This is a genomic window from Neisseria sp. RH3002v2g (assembly GCF_014596425.2).
GTDB lineage: Bacteria > Pseudomonadota > Gammaproteobacteria > Burkholderiales > Neisseriaceae > Neisseria.
Map to the genome: position 1 here is coordinate 567,463 of NZ_CP110721.1, position 19,164 is coordinate 586,626.

Here is a 19,164-nt window from a genome sequence, read left to right on the forward strand (position 1 = left end):
TTAATGAATAATACATTTTTAAATCATTAGTTTGTTTGTTTTAAGATGGAAAAATACTGTCAAGGATTAAAATGTGTTAAGGCTGTTTGAGGCCGTCTGAAAATGATTGGGCAAAACTTTCATACGGCCTGATGATTTTGAATTTGCTGATACATTTTAAATTAGTTAAAATGCGCATCTTAATATTTTTTAACGATTCTTAAGAAAGGGTCATTATGGCCGAAATGACAGATAAACAGGCCGGTTCGCCTGATTTGGTTTACGGTTTGGAAGACAAGCCGCCGTTTGGGAATGCGTTGTTGAGTGCGGTTACGCACCTTTTGGCTATTTTTGTCCCGATGATTACACCGGCGCTGATTGTCGGCGGGGCGTTGGAGCTGCCGGTTGAAATGACGGCTTATTTGGTGTCAATGGCGATGGTGGCTTCTGGTGTCGGTACTTATTTGCAGGTCAACCGTTTCGGGCCGGTCGGTTCGGGCATGTTGTCGATTCAGTCGGTTAATTTCTCTTTTGTAACCGTGATGATTGCGCTCGGTACCGGCATGAAAGAGGGCGGTTTGACTGAAGATGTAATGATTTCAACGCTTTTGGGCGTGTCCTTTGTCGGCGCGTTTTTGGTGTGCTTCTCCGCTTGGCTTTTGCCTTATCTGAAAAAAGTGATTACGCCGACTGTAAGCGGCGTGGTCGTGATGCTGATCGGCTTGAGCTTGGTGCATGTCGGCATTACTGACTTTGGCGGCGGCTTCGGTGCGAAAGCAGACGGTACGTTCGGCTCGATGGAAAACTTGGGTCTGGCATCGCTGGTGTTGCTGATTGTTTTGGTTTTCAACTGCTTAAAAAATCCGTTGCTGCGCATGAGCGGCATCGCGGTGGGTTTGATTGTCGGTTATATCGTTGCGCTATTTTTGGGCAAAGTGGATTTTTCCGCTCTGCAAAACCTGCCGCTGATTACCCTGCCGGTTCCGTTTAAATATGGTTTCGCATTTGATTGGCACGCGTTTATTGTCGCCGGTGCGATTTTCCTGTTGAGCGTATTTGAAGCAGTGGGCGATTTGACGGCGACTGCGATGGTCTCCGAGCAGCCGATTGAGGGTGAGGAATACACCAAACGTCTGCGCGGCGGTGTGTTGGCGGATGGTTTGGTGTCTGTGATTGCGACTGCGTTGGGCTCTTTGCCTTTGACCACTTTTGCACAAAACAACGGCGTGATTCAAATGACCGGCGTGGCTTCGCGTCATGTGGGCAAATATATTGCGGCGATTTTGGTATTGTTGGGCTTGTTCCCTGTTATCGGCCGCGCGTTTACCACAATTCCGAGTCCGGTTTTGGGTGGCGCGATGGTATTGATGTTTGGCCTGATTGCGATTGCCGGCGTGCGGATTTTGGTCAGCCACGGTATTCGCCGCCGTGAAGCGGTTATCGCGGCGACTTCTGTCGGTTTGGGTTTGGGCGTGGCGTTTGAGCCGGAAGTGTTCAAAAACCTGCCGGTATTGTTCCAAAACTCAATTTCCGCAGGCGGTATTATGGCGGTATTGTTGAACCTGGTTTTGCCGGAAGACAAAACCGATAAAGCGGTTAAGGTGGAAACCGACAGTTTGGATCACTAAGCAAGCTTTATTCAAAGGCCGTCTGAAGTTTCAGACGGCCTTTTGGTTTTTCGGCTATAATATTGTTTTTATTTGTTATCCGAGTGGTTCGGATAGCCCTACCCGGAAAGGTTTTATATGACGGTTTATTCACTTTTTATCACTTGTCCTCGCGGTTTGGAAGCGCCTTTAACGCAGGAACTCGACAGCATGGCATGTCAGGATATCCGCGCTGTTGACGGCGGAGTGGCATGTAAAGGCACGATGGAGCAGGTTTATCGCATCAACCTGCATTCGCGCGTTGCCAGCCGTGTTTTGTTGCGCTTGACCAAAGGCGGTTATCGCAACGAACACGATATCTACAAACTGGCACGAAATCTGCATTGGACAGGTTGGTTTAAGCTGGAGCAGACCTTTAAAGTCAAAGTCGAAGGCAAGCGTGCCAATGTGAAAAGCTTGGATTTTGTTGGTTTGAAAATCAAAGATGCCGTCTGCGATGCTTTCCGCGATATTTATGATGCGCGTCCGAGCGTGGGTAAAATCAACCCCGATATCCGCATTCATGCTTTTATCGATGAGCGCAATGTGGAAATCTTTATCGATACTTCCGGCGAAGCACTCTTCAAACGCGGCTATCGTCAGGATACCGGCGAAGCGCCATTGAGGGAAAACTTGGCGGCAGGTTTGCTGCTTTTGGCAGGCTACGACGGTACCCAGCCTTTCCAAGACCCGTTTTGCGGCAGCGGCACGATTGCCATTGAAGCTGCATGGATTGCGACACACCGTGCGCCGGGCTTGATGCGCCGTTTCGGTTTTGAAAAACTGCAAAACTTCGACAAAGAAAAATGGCAAGCCCTGCGCCGTGAAGCTGAAAAACAAATCAAACCGGCCGTCGCGCCCATTTCCGGCAGCGATAACGACCGTTATATGATTCGCGCCGCATTGGCCAATGCCCAAGCCGCCGAAGTGGATAATTTCATCCGCTTTGACGTGCAAGATGCGCAAACCGCGCGACCGAACGGCGAACACGGCATTATGATTTCCAATCCACCTTATGGCGTGCGCCTTGCGGAGGTTCAAGCTTTGCAGGCTTTATATCCGCAACTCGGTACATGGTTGAAACAATATTACGCCGGCTGGCTGGTAGGAATGTTTACCGGTGATCGCGATATGCCGAAATTTATGCGCCTTTCTCCGAAGCGTAAAATTCCTTTGTTTAACGGTAATTTGGATTGCCGATTGTTTTTGATGGATATGGTGAAAGGTTCGAATCGGGGATAAAACCTGAAATTAAGGCCGTCTGAAAGATGATTTCAGACGGCCTTTTTTGATTTGTTAAAACCGTCTTTGTTATAACGGAGTTTGTTTATATTAATGCACTGAAATTGTTTTCAGACGGCCTTTATCAAAGGAGCCGTGTAGATGTAATTATTGAAATTTACAATCTATCAAATTATAAAAACCTATTACAAAATAAAGATGGATTGTTAAATAAAATACCATATCTAGTAGTATTGTGTTTTAATGTACACCATATCTTGTGTTTTATGGCATTGCAATGAGTGGTTTGAAATTCACAATCGAGCAAATTGTATGGCAGGAAGTGCCAGGCGAAGTGTCGCTGGCGTTTCTGTTTTCCGGTTGTCCGCTGCGTTGCAAAGGTTGCCATAGTGCCGATACATGGAAAGAGGGCATCGGCACGGAATTGACCGAGGATTACTTAAAAGGCCGTCTGAAACGCTATCGCGGATTGATTACATGCGTGTTGTTTATGGGCGGAGAATGGCAGCCGGAAGCCTTGCAGAAAATGCTGGCCATCGTGACGCAGGCGGGTTTGAAAGCCTGTTTGTACACCGGCCTGGAGCGTGAGGAGCTGGAGGCGGTTTCAGACGGCATCCTGCCTTATCTGACATATCTGAAAACCGGCCGCTGGCAGATGGAGTTGGGTGGTTTGGAAAGTCCGGCCACCAATCAGAAGTTTATCAATTTGCACACGGGCGAAGTGTTGAACCGCTTGTTTATCAAAGACAAACCTGCGCCTAAAGTTTTCCCAGTGGCTTCAATTTAGCCCGGTGCTGTATTGCACTGATTTAAATTGAATTTATTGTATTCGCTGACAGCGATGTTTCAGACGGCCCAACCGTCATTGTTTAATAAATCAACCAAACCATACAGGAGAATTAACATGATTCGGCTGCATCCCGAACAGTTAAACGGAAAACTACAATTCATGCGTGACTACATCAGCGCGCAAAACGCGGCGGACGGCTCGAAAATGGACGCCAATGCCAACGTAACGCAAAAAAACATCGCTACGATGGAAGCGGAAATCATGAAAGACTTTTTCGTGCAGATTAACCGCGCCCAAGTGTCGCGCAAAATCGCCGAAATTTTCGACCAATACGTTGCCGACGAATACATCCGCCAGATTGAGGCGCACGAGATTTATGTGCACGACGAAACCAGCCTCAAGCCTTATTGTGTGTCGGTTACGCTGTATCCCTTCCTGCTCGACGGCTTAAGCAAACTCGGCGGCGAATCTAAGGCGCCACAACATCTGGCTTCGTTTTGCGGTTCGTTTATCAACTTGGTGTTTGCCATCAGCGCGCAATTTGCCGGCGCGGTGGCAACGGTGGAATTTCTGACTTATTTCGACTACTTCGCCCGCAAAGACTACGGCGACGATTATTTGGAAACCCACGGCAAAGAAATTGCCAACCACATGCAGCAGGTGGTGTACAGCATCAACCAGCCCGCCGCCGCGCGCGGTTATCAGAGCGTATTCTGGAATATTTCCGTTTACGATCAATACTATTTCGACGCGATGTTCGGCGATTTCGTCTTCCCCGATTTCAGCAAACCGGTGTGGGCGAGCGTAGCGAAGCTGCAAAACTTCTTCCTCAAATGGTTCAATCAGGAGCGCACCAAAGCCGTTTTGACCTTCCCCGTCGTTACCGCCGCGATGCTGACCGACGGCGGCAAATGCAAAGACACCGTGTTTGCCGACGAAATGGCGGAAGAGTTGGCGGAAGGCAATTCCTTCTTCGTTTATCTTTCCGACAACCCCGACTCGTTGGCTTCCTGCTGCCGTCTGCGTAACGCCATCGAAGACCGCACTTTCAGCTATACCCTCGGCGCAGGCGGCGTGGCGACCGGTTCCATCAACGTCATCACCATCAATATGAACCGATTGGAGCAAGACGGGCGCGACCTTGCCGCCGAAGTGGCCAAAATCCACAAATACCAATACGCCTACCGCAAACTGATGGAAGAATACCAAGCCGCCGGCATGTTGCCCGTTTACGATGCAGGCTTCATCACGCTGGACAAACAGTTCCTCACCATCGGCATCAACGGCATGGCGGAAGCCGCCGAATCACAAGGCATTAAAGTCGGCTACAACGATGACTACATCAACTTTGTCCAAGGCCGTCTGAAAACCATATTTGAAGCCAATCAAGCCGCCAGCAAACACTACGGCGTGAAGTTCAACACTGAGTTCGTCCCCGCCGAAAACCTCGGCGTGAAAAACGCCAAATGGGACAAAGCCGACGGCTATAAAGTCAGCCGTGAATGCTACAACTCCTATTTCTACGTCGTCGAAGACGAAGAAATCAACGCGCTCGACAAATTCCTGCTGCACGGCAAAGAACTGGTGGACTGGCTCGACGGCGGCTCCGCGCTGCACCTGAACTTTGACGAAGCCCTGCCCGAATCCGGCTACCGCTCCCTCTTGGACATTGCTGCACAAACCGGCTGCAACTACTTCTGCGTGAACGTGCGCATCACCATCTGCAACGAATGTGGCCATATTGACAAACGCACTCTGCACGCCTGTTCTGCCTGCGGCAGCCACGACATCGACTACGGCACCCGAGTGATCGGTTATCTGAAGCGCGTATCCGCCTTCTCAAGCGGACGACGCAAAGAGCATGCGCTCAGACATTATCATCGTAAAGCGGCGTAATCGTTGAAAAAAAGATTGCTTCAAGCATAAGGCCGTCTGAAACTTCAGACGGCCTTGATTATGTTGAGATAGGCAGGCTCTTTCAATGATATAGTTTTGATTAAAATAAACAAAAACTCTTGACGTCTTCATATAATGAATTAACATATAACATCCTTTAACCTAAATTTAAAAAAGCGAGAGACACATGAAAACATCAGCTTTATTGGCAGCTTTATTGGCAGCCCTGTCCCTGTCAGCATGCGGAGGCGGTTCAGGCTCATCTTCTTCTGCCGTTTGTGACGAGTACGAAAAAGCATTTGCCGAAGCAACTAAAGACGTAGATGCCGCAACCAAAGACATGATGCAAAAATCTTTCGAACAAACCAAAGAAGCATTGAAAAACCTGCCTGCCGACCAACGCGATGCAACTTGTAAAACTTCTTTGGACGCTTTGAAAGGCGTACCTGCTGCCGAAACTCCTGAAGAGAAAGCCGAAGAAGCTAAAGATGCTGCTGAAGAGGCTAAAGAAGACGCAAAAGACGCAGCAGAAGATGCCAAAGAAGCTGCTGAAGACGCTAAAGAAGAAGCTAAATAATTCGGATAGCTTTACAGAAAAACGGATTCCAATGATTTGGAATCCGTTTTTTGTTTTGTGAATCAGAGTGTCTGGGATAAGGCATTTTTCAATTTTCAGACAGCCATTACTCATGCCGTCTGAAAGCGTTAATTTCGACTAAGTTAAAATTTACAACAGAAAGCCATCAATCAAACAACCGCGTGCGTGGCTACACCACACACGCAGTCGGTTGGATATGCAGGCTACGGCTTGCTACGTTTTTTATCAAAGGCAGGCGCTAAGTGTTCAGCATTGTTGATACCGTATAAAACTAAATTATCTAACAGCCATAATCTAAAAGCAGGATCATCGATATGATGATCTGACGAACAATCGACTCGCCATTGCTGTAAAACATATCCGATATTTGAAGCTCTAAGCGCTAATTCTAATTTTCCATTTGTCATTCCAAAGTCCATTTCAATCACTTTTTTAGCTTCATCATGATTAGGATGGGGAACCAACTCGATTTTAACAATTCTATTCCAATCAATATCATTGTTAATCGTTTCATTTTCTTCAATATTTTCAGCTAATAAAATATTTGCTTGAATTATTCGTGTTAGGACAAAATCTGCAAATCGGTTTTTTGTTCTATCGAATGCCCGTAAATGCCATCGAAATCCGTCATTAACTAGAGCAAGAGGCACAACAACTTTCTCAGATAATCCAGATGAAATTGAATGATATGAGATTTTTAAAGGTTTTTTTAAGGATAATGCTTTCGATATTTTAGAAAAGATTAAAACGTCAGGATTTATTAAAACAGGAGGTAAATCAAACGGAAGAAGAGGTTGATGTTTGGAATTAATATCAAATATTAAACTACCGTTAAGAATTTTAATTGCATTTTCAAACGAATGGGGAAATTGAGGTTCAAAGTCTTCAGTAGAGAGGTAAAATTTACTTTTGGTATCAAAACGGAGATTTTTCGAAAAACTAGAGCAATATAGCGCAAAATCCCTAGTAGCAACGGCTGGGGAAATTTGAAATGCCTGCATCAAATCTTTTCTATTTATCTTTCCTAGAAAGCATAGATAGAAATCAATAAATATAATCCTATTGCGTTGAGATTGGTTCAACTCTGGCATAAGGGGCTTTATATGGGAAGGAGCGATTGTGTTCATAACTGCATTATATTACATCAATCTTTTTTATGGCAATATGAATTCAAAAGAATCGCTTGACGCAATCAAAAAGATTACATATAATGCAAAAAGCTACTTCACAGTAGCTCTCTGACTTAAAATTTCTGTTATGTAATTTTCTATAGGATTTATTTATGAAAATAAAATTTGCTCACTTAAGACATCCAGCCGTAGGTGGAGGATATATTAACTTTGCTGTTTTTGATGCCAAATCAACTAATGGTAACCATAGTGTCGTACTGAAGGAATTGACCGCTGAAGCTCGTAGAAATGGATTAAAAATTGATCAATCTGCGTTAATATTTGAACAACATGGGCGTACACAATTCTATGGAGACAAAAATCTAGTAGATTTTTTATCTGCAAATTGGTATCCACAATGGACTCATACTTTAACTATTTAAATTATGGAGATGATAATGACGAACAAAATCAAACCTGGTCAAAATACAGGAAATAACGGTGGAATTTATCAAGAAATTGGTTCACGAGGTGGTCGAAAAGATAATTACGCAACCATTAAAGATTATCAAAAAGCACCACCCACTCAAAATCCAGGAAGCTCATGGATTCAAATTAAAAGAACTCCAGATAGTTCCAGATAATAAGGATAGTTCTAATGTTTTTAGGTATTTTTATAGCTTTATCAGGCATTCTTACATTATTAGAAATGTTTAATGTTATTTCTTCAGATGTGAAATGGGGGATACCTTTAATGTTCACATGTTTGGGATTCAGCATTATTTTTGATAGCTTCAAAGCCAAACAAAATCAAAAACAGAAGGAATAAAAAAACGGGATGGTTTAAACCATCCCGTTTTTTAAAGTATACCCTTCAAATACTTCCCAGTATAACTCCCCTTAACCTTCGCCACCTTCTCAGGACTACCTGAAGCAATAATTCTCCCCCCACCATCGCCGCCTTCCGGCCCTAAATCCACAATCCAATCCGCGGTTTTAATCACATCCAGATTATGCTCGATAATCACAATCGAGTTGCCTTTGCCTTTCAGACGGCCTATGACTTCCAGCAGTAGGGCAATGTCGGCGAAGTGCAGGCCGGTGGTGGGTTCGTCGAGGATGTAGAGCGTTCTGCCGGTGTCGCGTTTGGATAGCTCCAAGGCGAGTTTGACACGTTGGGCTTCGCCGCCGGAGAGGGTGGTGGCGGACTGGCCGAGGCGGATGTAGCCCAGGCCGACATCCATCAGGGTTTGTAGTTTGCGCGATACGGTGGGGACGGCGTCGAAAAATTCGCGGGCTTCTTCGACGGTCATGTCGAGGACTTGGCTGATGTTTTTGCCTTTGTATTGGATTTCGAGGGTTTCGCGGTTGTAGCGTTTGCCGTGGCAGACTTCGCAGGGGACGTACACGTCGGGCAGGAAGTGCATTTCGACTTTAATCACGCCGTCGCCTTGGCAGGCTTCGCAGCGGCCGCCTTTGACGTTGAAGGAGAATCTGCCGACGTTGTAGCCGCGTTCGCGCGAGAGGGGGACGCCGGCGAAGAGTTCGCGGATGGGGGTGAACAGGCCGGTGTAGGTGGCGGGGTTGGAGCGCGGGGTGCGGCCGATGGGGGATTGGTCGACGTTGATGACTTTGTCGAGGTGTTCGAGGCCGTGGATGTCGTCGTATGGGGCGGGTTCTTCTTGGGCACGGTTGAGTTCGCGGGCGGTGATTTTGGCGAGGGTGTCGTTAATCAGGGTAGACTTGCCGCTGCCGGATACACCGGTGATGCAGGTAATCAAACCGAGCGGCAGTTCGAGGGTAACGTTTTTGAGGTTGTTGCCGTGTGCGCCTTTGAGGATGAGCATTCGGTCGGGATTGACGGGCGTGCGTTCAGACGGCACGGCAATGGATTTTTTGCCGCTGAGGTATTGTCCGGTAACGGATTTTTCGCATTTGGCGACGTTTTCGGGTGTGTCGGCAATCAGTACGTTGCCGCCGTGTTCGCCTGCGCCCGGGCCCATATCGACGACGAAATCGGCTTCGCGGATGGCGTCTTCGTCGTGTTCGACCACAATCACGCTGTTGCCCAAATCGCGCAAGCGTTTGAGGGTGGCGAGCAGGCGGTCGTTGTCGCGCTGGTGCAGGCCGATGGAGGGCTCGTCCAAAACGTACATCACGCCGGTTAAGCCACTGCCGATTTGGCTAGCAAGGCGTATGCGCTGGGCTTCGCCGCCGGAGAGGGTTTCGGCGGAGCGGCTTAAATTCAGGTAATCCAGCCCGACGTTAATCAGGAAGCCGAGCCGTTCGGTGATTTCTTTGAGGATTTTTTCGGCGATTTGTTTTTTGTTGCCGTCCAAATCTAGCGTTTCAAAGAATTGGTGGGTTTTGGTCAGCGGCCAGGCGGAAACTTCGTGCAGCGGTTCGCCGCTGACGTAAACGTAGCGGGCTTCTTTGCGCAAACGTGCGCCGCCGCAGCTTGGGCAGGCGCGGTGGTTTTGGTATTCGCGCAGTTTTTCGCGCACGGTTTCGCTGTCGGTTTCGCGGTAGCGGCGTTCGAGATTGGGGATAATGCCCTCGAAGGCGTGGCTGCGGTTGAAGGTAGTGCCGCGTTCGGACAGGTATGTGAAATCAATGACTTCTTTGCCTGAGCCGTGCAATACGACTTTTTTCACTTTTTCCGGTAGGCTTTCCCAAGCGGCGTTGACATCAAATTTATAATGATGCGCCAGCGATTGAATCATTTGGAAATAGAATTGGTTGCGTTTGTCCCAGCCGTCAATCGCGCCTGCGGCTAAGGATAATTCGGGATGGGCGACCACTTTTTCGGGGTCGAAAAAGTTGGTGTTGCCCAAGCCGTCGCAAGTCGGGCAGGAACCCATAGGGTTGTTGAACGAAAACAGGCGCGGCTCTAATTCAGGCAGGCTGTATGAACATACGGGGCAGGCAAAACGCGCAGAAAACCAATGCTCTTCGCCGCTGTCCATTTCCATTGCCAGCGCGCGCTCGTTGCCGTAGCGCAGCGCGGTTTCAAAACTTTCCGCCAGCCGCTGCTTGATGTCCGCCTTCACTTTTACACGGTCGATGACGACGTCGATATTGTGCTTGATGTTTTTTTCCAGCTTCGGCACTTCGTCGAGCTGATAGACCTCGCCGTCCACGCGCACCCGCGCAAAACCCTGCGCCTGCAAGTCGGCAAAGAAATCGACAAACTCGCCCTTACGCTCGCGCACTGCCGGTGCAAGAATCATCACGCGCGTGTCTTCCGGCAGCTTCAATACGGCATCAACCATCTGAGACACGGTCTGGCTGGACAGCGGCAGATTGTGTTCGGGGCAATACGGCGTGCCGACGCGGGCGTATAAAAGGCGCAGGTAATCGTGGATTTCCGTTACTGTGCCGACGGTGGAACGCGGATTATGGCTGGTGGATTTCTGCTCGATGGAAATCGCGGGCGACAGGCCTTCGATCAAATCGACATCGGGTTTGTCCATCATCTGCAAAAACTGACGGGCATAGGCAGAAAGGCTTTCAACATAACGGCGTTGGCCTTCGGCATATAAAGTATCAAATGCCAGTGACGATTTGCCGCTGCCTGACAATCCTGTTATCACCACGAGCTTGTGGCGCGGAATATCCAAGTCGACGTTTTTCAAATTATGTGTGCGTGCGCCGCGGATGCGGATGGTGTCGTTGTCGTGTGAATGTTTGGGATGATGGTTGCACATATTGTCAGGCCGTCTGAAAAAATAAAATAAACGGCTATTGTAGCACTTTTCAAATGACAGACTGGATAGATAAAGCTTTTGATATATATAAAAGAAACAAAAAGGCCGTCTGAAAATGTGTTTTCAGACGGCCTTGATATAGATGGATCAGCTTATCAGTCGATTTTGCGGAGAATTTCGCGCAGGGCTTTTTGCCAGTCGGACGGTTTGATACCGAATTCGGTCTCTAGGCGTGAGCAATCCATGATGCTGTATGCCGGACGTGGGGCGGGCAGGGGGTATTGTTCGGTAGTAATCGCGTTCAGTTCCGGAATGCGGAAGCTGTCGTCTAATTGGTGGGCCGTCTGAAAGATGGCTTTGGTAAATTCGTACCATGTTGCCGATTTATTGCCACAGTAATGGAAGATGCCGCGTGGGGAGGTGGGTTGTTGTAATAATTCGATAATGGCGTGTGCCAAATCGCCTGCATAAGTCGGACAGCCGGTTTGGTCGTGAACGATGGAGAGGGAATCGCGTTCTTTGGCAAGGCGCAACATGGTTTTGACGAAATTGCTGCCGTATTCGCTAAATAGCCATGAGGTGCGAATAATAATGCTTTCCGGATGCGCGGCTAAAGCCAAAAGTTCGCCCGCTACTTTGGATTGACCGTAAGTGCTGCGCGGATTGGTGTAGTCGGTTTCGCGGTAAGGGCGTTTGCCTTCGCCGTCGAATACATAGTCGGTGGAAATATGGATAAAGCGGGCATGCGCGGCGCGGGCGGCTGCGGCTAAGTTGTGAACAGCGCTTGCGTTGACGGCAAAAGCAGCTTCAGCGTTTTCTTCTGCTTTATCGACGGCAGTGTAAGCTGCGGCATTAACGATGGCATCGGGTTGGAAATTTTTGATCATATGATGCACAGCTTCAGTATCGGTAATGTCCAGCGAAGTCGAATCGGTAGCAATCAGTTCCCAATCTTCGGGCAGGCGGTCGCGCAGACAACGGGCAAGCTGGCCTTTGGCTCCGGTCAATAAAGTACGCATGGTTGAGTATCTCCTCTGATGGCTGTTAAATAGGTGTCTGCGTCATTATAGTGTAAGTACGGCAAATTCACATTATTAGCATCGAACAAAATACAAACAGGGCTGTATTTGAGTAAGTAGTCGATATTATCTACCTATAATGTAACTATTTATCAATATTTTAATAATATACTATAACTATAGTTAAAATATAGGTTTTAACTAGACGGATTAAGCAGTTATATTAGTTAAGAGATTGTGAATCAATGTTAATGTTTTTATGATTGTTAGGATAATGGTATTTAAAAATGGGGAAGCTTCTGTCCTTTTGTCGGTAAATTCTACCGTTTGATATTTTTGAGTAAATATTTTGCAAAATATTACTAAAATAATAATTGGGCAAGGGCGGATTTGCTCGTTCCGTCAACCCAATATTTTATTAACTTTTGGGAGTAATTATTATGGCATACTGTTACGGGGGGTATTATACTAGACCCCTGGTTAGTTCTTACTGCGCTCCTGCGCCTAAGGCTTCCTACTCTTCTTACTACTGCGCTCCTGCAGCAAAATCTTCTGTTTCTATCGGCAGCATCGCTAGCATTGCCAGCGTCGGCGTGTCAGTAGTTAATGCGGTAACCGGTTTGGTTTCTGCTATTGCGGCTTTCTGCCCACCGGCAAAAACGCCTAACTACAAATGTGTTCCGGTTTGCCCACCTTATAACTGCGATCCAATCAAACCGATCCCATGTCCAAAACCACAACCTAAACCTCAGCCTAAGCCTCAACCAAAACCTGAGCCTAAACCTGAGCCACAACCAGAACCTCAACCAGAACCAAAACCACAACCAAAACCTGAGCCTAAGCCAGAACCAAAACCTGAGCCGAAACCAGAACCAAAACCTGAGCCGAAACCAGAACCTAAGCCAGAGCCAAAACCTGAGCCTAAACCAGAACCCAAACCGGATTGCAAAGATTGTAAAGACGATCACAATCAAGACAATTCATACGGTCACGAAGATAAAAACCCTGGTAATGTCATCCGAGCCGAAGACTGCAAAGACGGCAATGTTATCCGCGGTACTGATGAGAAAGATACCATTTACGGTACTGCTTGCGAAGACATCATCTACGGTGGCAACGGTACAGACGTAATCTACGCCGGTGCCGGTAACGACACCATTTACGGCGATGCCGACGGCGACTCTCTGTACGGTGAAGACGGTAAAGACTACCTGCAAGGCGGTGCCGGTAACGACTACCTGAACGGTGGTTCCGGTGCAGACATTATGCGCGGTGGCGACGGTAACGACGTTTACTTCGTTGATAACGTTAACGACCAAGTTATCGAGTACGGCAATGCACACGCCGGTATCGATACTGTCCGTACCGTTATCGACTACACCTTGACCGATCACGTTGAAAACCTGATTTTGCAAGGTATGCAAAACCTGAACGGTACCGGTAACTCTTTGAACAACAACATCGAAGGTAACGGCGGCGACAACCATCTGTACGGTTTGGCCGGCGACGACTGCCTGGTGGGTAAAGACGGTAACGACTACCTCGACGGCGGTGTCGGCAACGACATCCTGATCGGCGGTACCGGTAACGATACTTACTTCTTCGACAAAGGTTACGGTCACGACACTATCCGTGAAGAAAGCGGTAATGACACCTTGTTGTTCGGTAAAGGCGTTGCAGCTTCTGACGTATTGCTGAGTAAATCAGGTGCTAACCTGACTGTTTCTGTCGGTACTAACGATAGCATTACCATCGATGACTGGTTCACCGGTAACGATCACAAAGTTGAAAACTTCAAGTTTGCTGACGGTAGCACTTACCAAGTAACCGGCCACGGCGACTACTACTCTCTGTCTGCTGTGAACCAAATCCAAGATCAGACTCAGGCTCCTGCCATCTGATAGGATGATGGTTTTTAGGGTTTATCCCTAAAATCAAAGGCTAAGGCCGTCTGAAACCGAGCTATAAGGTTTCAGACGGCCTTTATTTTGTAAACAATCTGACGAAAGATGCCAAATTGGGCTAAAATACCAAATTCTTCTGTTTACCAAAGAGATACCCGAAATGTCTGAAATCAGCTTGAAAAAAATCTACTCCGGCAAAGTCCGCGATTTGTACGAAATTGACGATAAACGTATGTTGATGGTTGCTTCCGACCGTCTGTCTGCATTCGATGTGATTTTGGATGATCCGATTCCGGGTAAAGGGGAGATTCTGACGCAGATTTCCAATTTCTGGTTTAAAAAACTGGCTCATATCATGCCTAACCATTTTACCGGTCAGACGGTTTACGATGTTTTGCCTGAAAACGAAGCCAAAGCTTTGGAGAAACGCGCCGTTGTGGCTAAAAAACTCACTCCGGTGAAAGTAGAGGCCATTGTGCGCGGTTATCTGGCAGGCAGCGGTTGGAAAGATTATCAAAAAACCGGTTCTGTCTGCGGTATTCAACTGCCTGAAGGTATGCAGGAAGCGCAGCAGTTGCCCGAAGTAATTTTTACGCCGTCGACCAAAGCCGCAGTCGGCGATCATGATGAAAACATCAGCTTTGAAGAATGCGAACGCATCATTGGCAAAGAGCTGGCGGCGGAAGTACGCGCCAAGGCGATTCAGCTTTATACGGAAGCGGCTGAATATGCCAAATCCCACGGTATCATTATTTGCGACACCAAGTTTGAGTTTGGTTTGGATGAAGAAGGTACGTTGACTTTGATGGACGAAGTGTTGACGCCTGACTCCAGCCGTTTTTGGCCTGCCGATCAATACAAAGTCGGCACCAATCCGCCGTCTTTTGACAAACAATTTGTCCGCGACTGGCTGGAGCAAAGCGGTTGGAACAAAAAAGCGCCTGCGCCTAAAGTGCCTGCCGATGTGATTCAGAAAACGGTTGAGAAATATCAGGAAGCATTGACTTTACTGACTCAGGATTGATTTTGAAGACTGAAGGCCGTCTGAAAAGGATATGTTTCAGACGGCCTTTTTATTGTATCAATACTGGATTTTAAGGATGGTTGCCTTTATAATCCGCAATTGTTTTCAGCGTCCGAAAAGGCCGTCTGAAAGCTTGTTTATAACCTGCCGCACGGTCTGAAACCCTAACTATGCACATTCGGATTTTAGTGTGCATTATTAGTGTTTTAGCAGTGCGGTATTTTGAAAGGAACAATGATGTTCAATAAACACGTTAAGACCTTCCAATACGGTAATCAAACCGTTACTTTGGAAACCGGCGAAATTGCCCGCCAAGCCGCTGCTGCCGTTAAAGTATCCATGGGCGACACCGTTGTTTTGGTTGCCGTTACCACCAACAAAGAAGTGAAAGAAGGCCAAGACTTCTTCCCTCTGACTGTCGATTACCTCGAGCGTACTTACGCAGCAGGTAAAATCCCCGGCGGTTTCTTCAAACGTGAAGGTAAACAAAGCGAAAAAGAAATCCTGACCAGCCGTCTGATCGACCGTCCGATTCGTCCTCTGTTCCCCGAAGGTTTCTACCACGACATCCAAATCGTAGCGATGGTCGTGTCTGTTGACCCTGAAATCGATTCTGACATTCCTGCAATGCTGGGTGCATCTGCCGCGCTGGTGTTGAGCGGCGTACCGTTTGCCGGTCCGATTGGCGCGGCACGCGTGGGTTATGTAAACGGCGTGTACGTTTTGAACCCGACTAAAGCCGAATTGGCGAAATCACAATTGGACTTGGTGGTTGCCGGTACTTCCAAAGCCGTGTTGATGGTGGAATCCGAAGCCGACATCTTGTCTGAAGAAGTGATGCTGGGTGCGGTTGTTTATGGTCACGATCAAATGCAAGTGGCCATTAATGCCATCAATGAGTTTGCCGATGAAGCCAATCCGGAAGTTTGGGATTGGAAAGCACCTGAAACCAATGAAGAATTGGTGGCCAAAGTACGCGAAATTGCCGGCGAAACCATTAAAGAAGCATTCAAAATCCGTCAAAAACAAGCGCGTTCTGCCAAATTGGACGAAGCTTGGAATGCGGTAAAAGAAGCGTTGATTACCGAAGAAACCAACACTTTGGCAGCCAACGAAATCAAAGGCATTTTCAAACACTTGGAAGCCGATGTTGTCCGCAGCCAAATTTTGGACGGCCAACCGCGCATCGACGGTCGCGACACCCGCACCGTCCGTCCGTTGAACATTCAAACCGGCGTATTGCCGCGCACACATGGTTCTGCATTGTTTACCCGTGGCGAAACCCAAGCTTTGGCGGTTGCAACTTTGGGTACTTCACGCGACGAACAAATCATTGATGCGCTGTCCGGCGAATACACCGACCGCTTCATGTTGCACTACAACTTCCCGCCATACTCTACCGGTGAAGTGGGTCGCGTAGGTGCGCCAAAACGTCGTGAAATCGGTCACGGCCGCTTGGCTAAACGTGCGTTGTTGGCCGTATTGCCAGAACCTGAAGATTTCAGCTACACCATGCGCGTGGTTTCTGAAATTACCGAATCCAACGGCTCTTCCTCTATGGCTTCCGTCTGCGGCGGCTGCTTGAGCCTGCTGTCTGCCGGTGTGCCTTTGAAAGCACACGTTGCCGGTATCGCCATGGGTCTGATTTTGGACAACAACAAATTTGCCGTTCTGACCGACATCTTGGGCGACGAAGACCACTTGGGCGATATGGACTTTAAAGTAGCCGGTACAACCGAAGGCGTAACCGCGCTGCAAATGGACATCAAAATCCAAGGGATTACCAAAGAAATCATGCAGATTGCCTTGGCTCAAGCCAAAGAAGCACGTTTGCACATCTTGGATCAGATGAAAGCTGCCGTTGCAGGCCCGCAAGAGCTGTCTGCACACGCGCCACGCTTGTTCACCATGAAAATCAACCAAGACAAAATCCGTGATGTGATTGGTAAAGGCGGCGAGACCATTCGTTCGATTACCGCTGAAACCGGTACTGAAATCAATATCGCGGAAGACGGTACCATCACTATCGCTGCAACTACTCAAGAAGCAGGCGATGCGGCGAAAAAACGCATCGAAGAAATCACTGCCGAAGTGGAAGTGGGCAAAGTGTACGAAGGTACTGTGGTTAAAATCCTCGACAACAACGTTGGCGCGATTGTCAGCGTAATGCCGGGCAAAGACGGTTTGGTACATATCAGCCAAATCGCCCACGAGCGCGTACGTAATGTCAGCGACTACCTGCAAGTGGGTCAGGTTGTGAACGTGAAAGCATTGGAAGTAGACGACCGCGGCCGCGTACGTCTGTCCATCAAAGCTTTGCTGGAAGCGCCTGCTCGCGAAGAGAAAGCAGCTGAATAATTTGATTGTTCAAGCTTGAAAAAAAGGCCGTCTGAAAATTTTAGACGGCCTTTTGTTTATTTGAATGATATTTAAAAATGGGTTTTGCCTTTACTTTGATAAAAGGGATTACTACAATGTTTGCAATCTAATAAATATATTAATCTCTCAAGGAGTATGCAATGAATGCTACACAATTAATCAGCCGGCTGACGCAAACCGTCGGCGAAAAATACATCATCACAGACCCGGCAAAAACCGAGCAATACCGCCAAGGCTACCGTTTTGGCGAAGGCAAGGCATTGGCGGTTGTCCGTCCAGGTACGGTTTTGGAAATGTGGCAAATTTTGCAGGCGTGTGTTGAGGCTGATGTCATTGTGATTACGCAGGCTGCCAATACTGGTCTGACCGGCGGCTCGACTCCTGACGGCAATGATTACGACCGCGATATCGTGATTGTGAATACCATGCGTCTGAACATCATTCAGCCGATTAATAATAATGAACAAGTTGTCTGCCTGCCCGGTTCTACCCTGAATCAATTGGAGCTGCTGCTGAAACCTTTAGGCCGTGAGCCGCATTCCGTGATCGGCTCGTCCTGCATCGGCGCATCCGTATTGGGCGGCGTATGTAATAACTCCGGCGGCGCTTTGGTACAGCGTGGCCCGGCTTATACGGAAATGGCCCTGTTTGCGCAAATCAACGATGAGGGCAAACTGGAGCTGGTCAACCATTTGGGCATTGATTTGGGCGAAACCCCTGAAGAAATTCTGACCAATCTGCAAGGTTTCCATTATCAGAAAAAAGATATTGTTCAAAATGCAGGCAAAGGGCATGACCATGCTTATTGCGATCATGTCCGCCAAGTGAATGAACCGACTGCCGCCCGTTTTAATGCCGACCCTGCGCGTCACTACGAAGCATCAGGTTGCGCGGGCAAGCTGATGGTGTTTGCCGTACGCTTGGATACTTTCCCGCAAGAAAAACAGACTGCCGTTTTTTATATCGGCACCAATGATATTAATGAGCTGACCGATATTCGTCGTGCCGCTTTGAGCGAGTTTAAAAACCTGCCTATTTCCGGTGAATATATCCATCGTCATGCTTTTGATATTGCTGCCGTTTATGGCAAAGATACTTTTTATATCATCAAGACGTTCGGTACCCACCAACTTCCGAAACTGTTTGATCTGAAAGCCCGTGTGGATAGATTCAGCAAAAAGATAAGTTTCTTACCAAAACACTTCTCTGATAAATTCATGCAACTGATCAGTAAAATTTTGCCTGATCACTTGCCGAAATCTATGCGCAACTATCGGGATAAATATGAACATCACCTGATTTTAAAAATGGGTGGAGAGGGCGTAGAAGAAGCGCGTGCTTTCTTGAAGGAATATTTTGCAACCCATGGCGGCGCATTCTTCGAATGTAATGCCGAAGAAACGCAGGCGGCCATGCTGCATCGCTTTGCTGTAGCTTCTGCCGCGATCCGTTACCGTTCTGTACATGATGATGAAGTAGAGGATTTGGTCGCACTCGATATCGCCTTGCGCCGTGATGATCGTGATTGGTTTGAAACCCTGCCACCCGAAATCGACAATAAAATCATCCATAAATTGTATTACGGACATTTTATGTGTCATGTGTTTCATCAGGACTACATCATTAAAAAAGGCAACGACTGTATGGCTTTGGAACATGAAATGCTCCATCTGCTTGACCAACGCGGTGCGCAATATCCTGCCGAGCATAATGTCGGTCATCTGTATGAAGCCAAGCCCGAGTTGAAACAGTTCTATAAAAAACTCGACCCGACCAATAGTTTCAACCCCGGTATCGGTAAAACCAGTAAGAAGAAAAACTGGGCAGAATAAATCATAGTTAAAATAAAGGCCGTCTGAATATTTCAGACG

General features: G+C 47.6%; 15 protein-coding genes. 12 read left to right on the plus strand and 3 right to left on the minus strand.

Going from position 1 to position 19,164, the window contains the following annotated elements; translation table 11 throughout:
* Nucleotides 1–215: 215 nt before the first annotated feature.
* The 5 genes from BBP27_RS02725 (at nt 216) to BBP27_RS02745 (ending at nt 6,130) form a co-directional block, all read left to right on the plus strand.
* Entirely contained in the window at nt 216–1,607 is a 1,392-nt protein-coding gene (locus BBP27_RS02725; protein ID WP_070850563.1) for a nucleobase:cation symporter-2 family protein, read from the plus strand.
* Nucleotides 1,608–1,724: 117 nt separating this feature from the next.
* Nucleotides 1,725–2,867 (plus strand): THUMP domain-containing class I SAM-dependent RNA methyltransferase, encoded by a 1,143-nt coding sequence (locus BBP27_RS02730; protein WP_188211636.1) that lies wholly within the window; start codon nt 1,725–1,727, stop codon nt 2,865–2,867.
* Between the two features lie 277 nt (nt 2,868–3,144).
* Nucleotides 3,145–3,654 carry an anaerobic ribonucleoside-triphosphate reductase activating protein gene (nrdG, locus tag BBP27_RS02735; RefSeq protein WP_003746981.1) on the plus strand — a complete coding sequence of 170 codons (510 nt, stop codon included), beginning with the start codon at nt 3,145–3,147 and terminating at the stop codon, nt 3,652–3,654.
* A gap of 117 nt (nt 3,655–3,771) precedes the next feature.
* Complete coding sequence (nrdD, locus tag BBP27_RS02740) at nt 3,772–5,553, plus strand: anaerobic ribonucleoside-triphosphate reductase (RefSeq protein ID WP_265511152.1); 1,782 nt, start codon at nt 3,772–3,774, stop codon at nt 5,551–5,553.
* A gap of 187 nt (nt 5,554–5,740) precedes the next feature.
* Nucleotides 5,741–6,130 (plus strand): DUF5339 family protein, encoded by a 390-nt coding sequence (locus tag BBP27_RS02745; protein ID WP_049344783.1) that lies wholly within the window; start codon nt 5,741–5,743, stop codon nt 6,128–6,130.
* 224 nt (nt 6,131–6,354) lie between these two features.
* Here the strand turns inward: BBP27_RS02745 and BBP27_RS02750 are convergent, their stop codons facing one another.
* Nucleotides 6,355–7,278 (minus strand): WYL domain-containing protein, encoded by a 924-nt coding sequence (locus BBP27_RS02750; RefSeq protein ID WP_188211637.1) that lies wholly within the window; start codon nt 7,276–7,278, stop codon nt 6,355–6,357.
* Between the two features lie 155 nt (nt 7,279–7,433).
* Between BBP27_RS02750 and BBP27_RS02755 the strand changes: the two genes are divergently transcribed.
* From BBP27_RS02755 to BBP27_RS02765, 3 genes are read left to right on the plus strand one after another with little or no spacing between them, the layout of a single operon-like run.
* Nucleotides 7,434–7,703, plus strand: a complete 270-nt coding sequence (locus BBP27_RS02755) for a hypothetical protein (protein WP_188211638.1) — start codon at nt 7,434–7,436, stop codon at nt 7,701–7,703.
* A gap of 15 nt (nt 7,704–7,718) precedes the next feature.
* The gene (locus BBP27_RS02760) at nt 7,719–7,904 is read left to right on the plus strand and encodes a hypothetical protein (RefSeq protein ID WP_223168911.1); all 186 of its coding nucleotides are present in this window, start codon (nt 7,719–7,721) and stop codon (nt 7,902–7,904) included.
* Between the two features lie 14 nt (nt 7,905–7,918).
* Nucleotides 7,919–8,089, plus strand: coding sequence for a hypothetical protein (locus BBP27_RS02765; protein WP_167740533.1), 171 nt, complete (start codon nt 7,919–7,921; stop codon nt 8,087–8,089).
* Nucleotides 8,090–8,120: 31 nt separating this feature from the next.
* On the opposite strand, the gene uvrA is transcribed toward BBP27_RS02765, so the two are convergent.
* Both uvrA and rfbD read right to left on the minus strand, forming a co-directional pair.
* The gene (gene uvrA / locus BBP27_RS02770; protein WP_265511153.1) at nt 8,121–10,967 is read right to left on the minus strand and encodes an excinuclease ABC subunit UvrA; all 2,847 of its coding nucleotides are present in this window, start codon (nt 10,965–10,967) and stop codon (nt 8,121–8,123) included.
* A 155-nt stretch (nt 10,968–11,122) separates the two neighbouring features.
* Entirely contained in the window at nt 11,123–11,986 is an 864-nt protein-coding gene (gene rfbD, locus BBP27_RS02775) for a dTDP-4-dehydrorhamnose reductase (protein WP_188211640.1), read from the minus strand.
* 440 nt (nt 11,987–12,426) lie between these two features.
* Between rfbD and BBP27_RS02780 the strand changes: the two genes are divergently transcribed.
* The 4 genes from BBP27_RS02780 (at nt 12,427) to dld (ending at nt 19,125) form a co-directional block, all read left to right on the plus strand.
* Entirely contained in the window at nt 12,427–13,887 is a 1,461-nt protein-coding gene (locus tag BBP27_RS02780) for a calcium-binding protein (RefSeq protein ID WP_223168912.1), read from the plus strand.
* A 163-nt stretch (nt 13,888–14,050) separates the two neighbouring features.
* A complete protein-coding gene (locus tag BBP27_RS02785) occupies nt 14,051–14,914 on the plus strand; it encodes a phosphoribosylaminoimidazolesuccinocarboxamide synthase (protein ID WP_188211641.1) in 864 nt (287 codons plus the stop codon).
* 234 nt (nt 14,915–15,148) lie between these two features.
* Nucleotides 15,149–17,272, plus strand: a complete 2,124-nt coding sequence (gene pnp / locus BBP27_RS02790) for a polyribonucleotide nucleotidyltransferase (protein WP_188211642.1) — start codon at nt 15,149–15,151, stop codon at nt 17,270–17,272.
* A 161-nt stretch (nt 17,273–17,433) separates the two neighbouring features.
* Nucleotides 17,434–19,125 (plus strand): D-lactate dehydrogenase, encoded by a 1,692-nt coding sequence (dld, locus tag BBP27_RS02795; protein ID WP_107811007.1) that lies wholly within the window; start codon nt 17,434–17,436, stop codon nt 19,123–19,125.
* Nucleotides 19,126–19,164 lie beyond the last annotated feature (39 nt).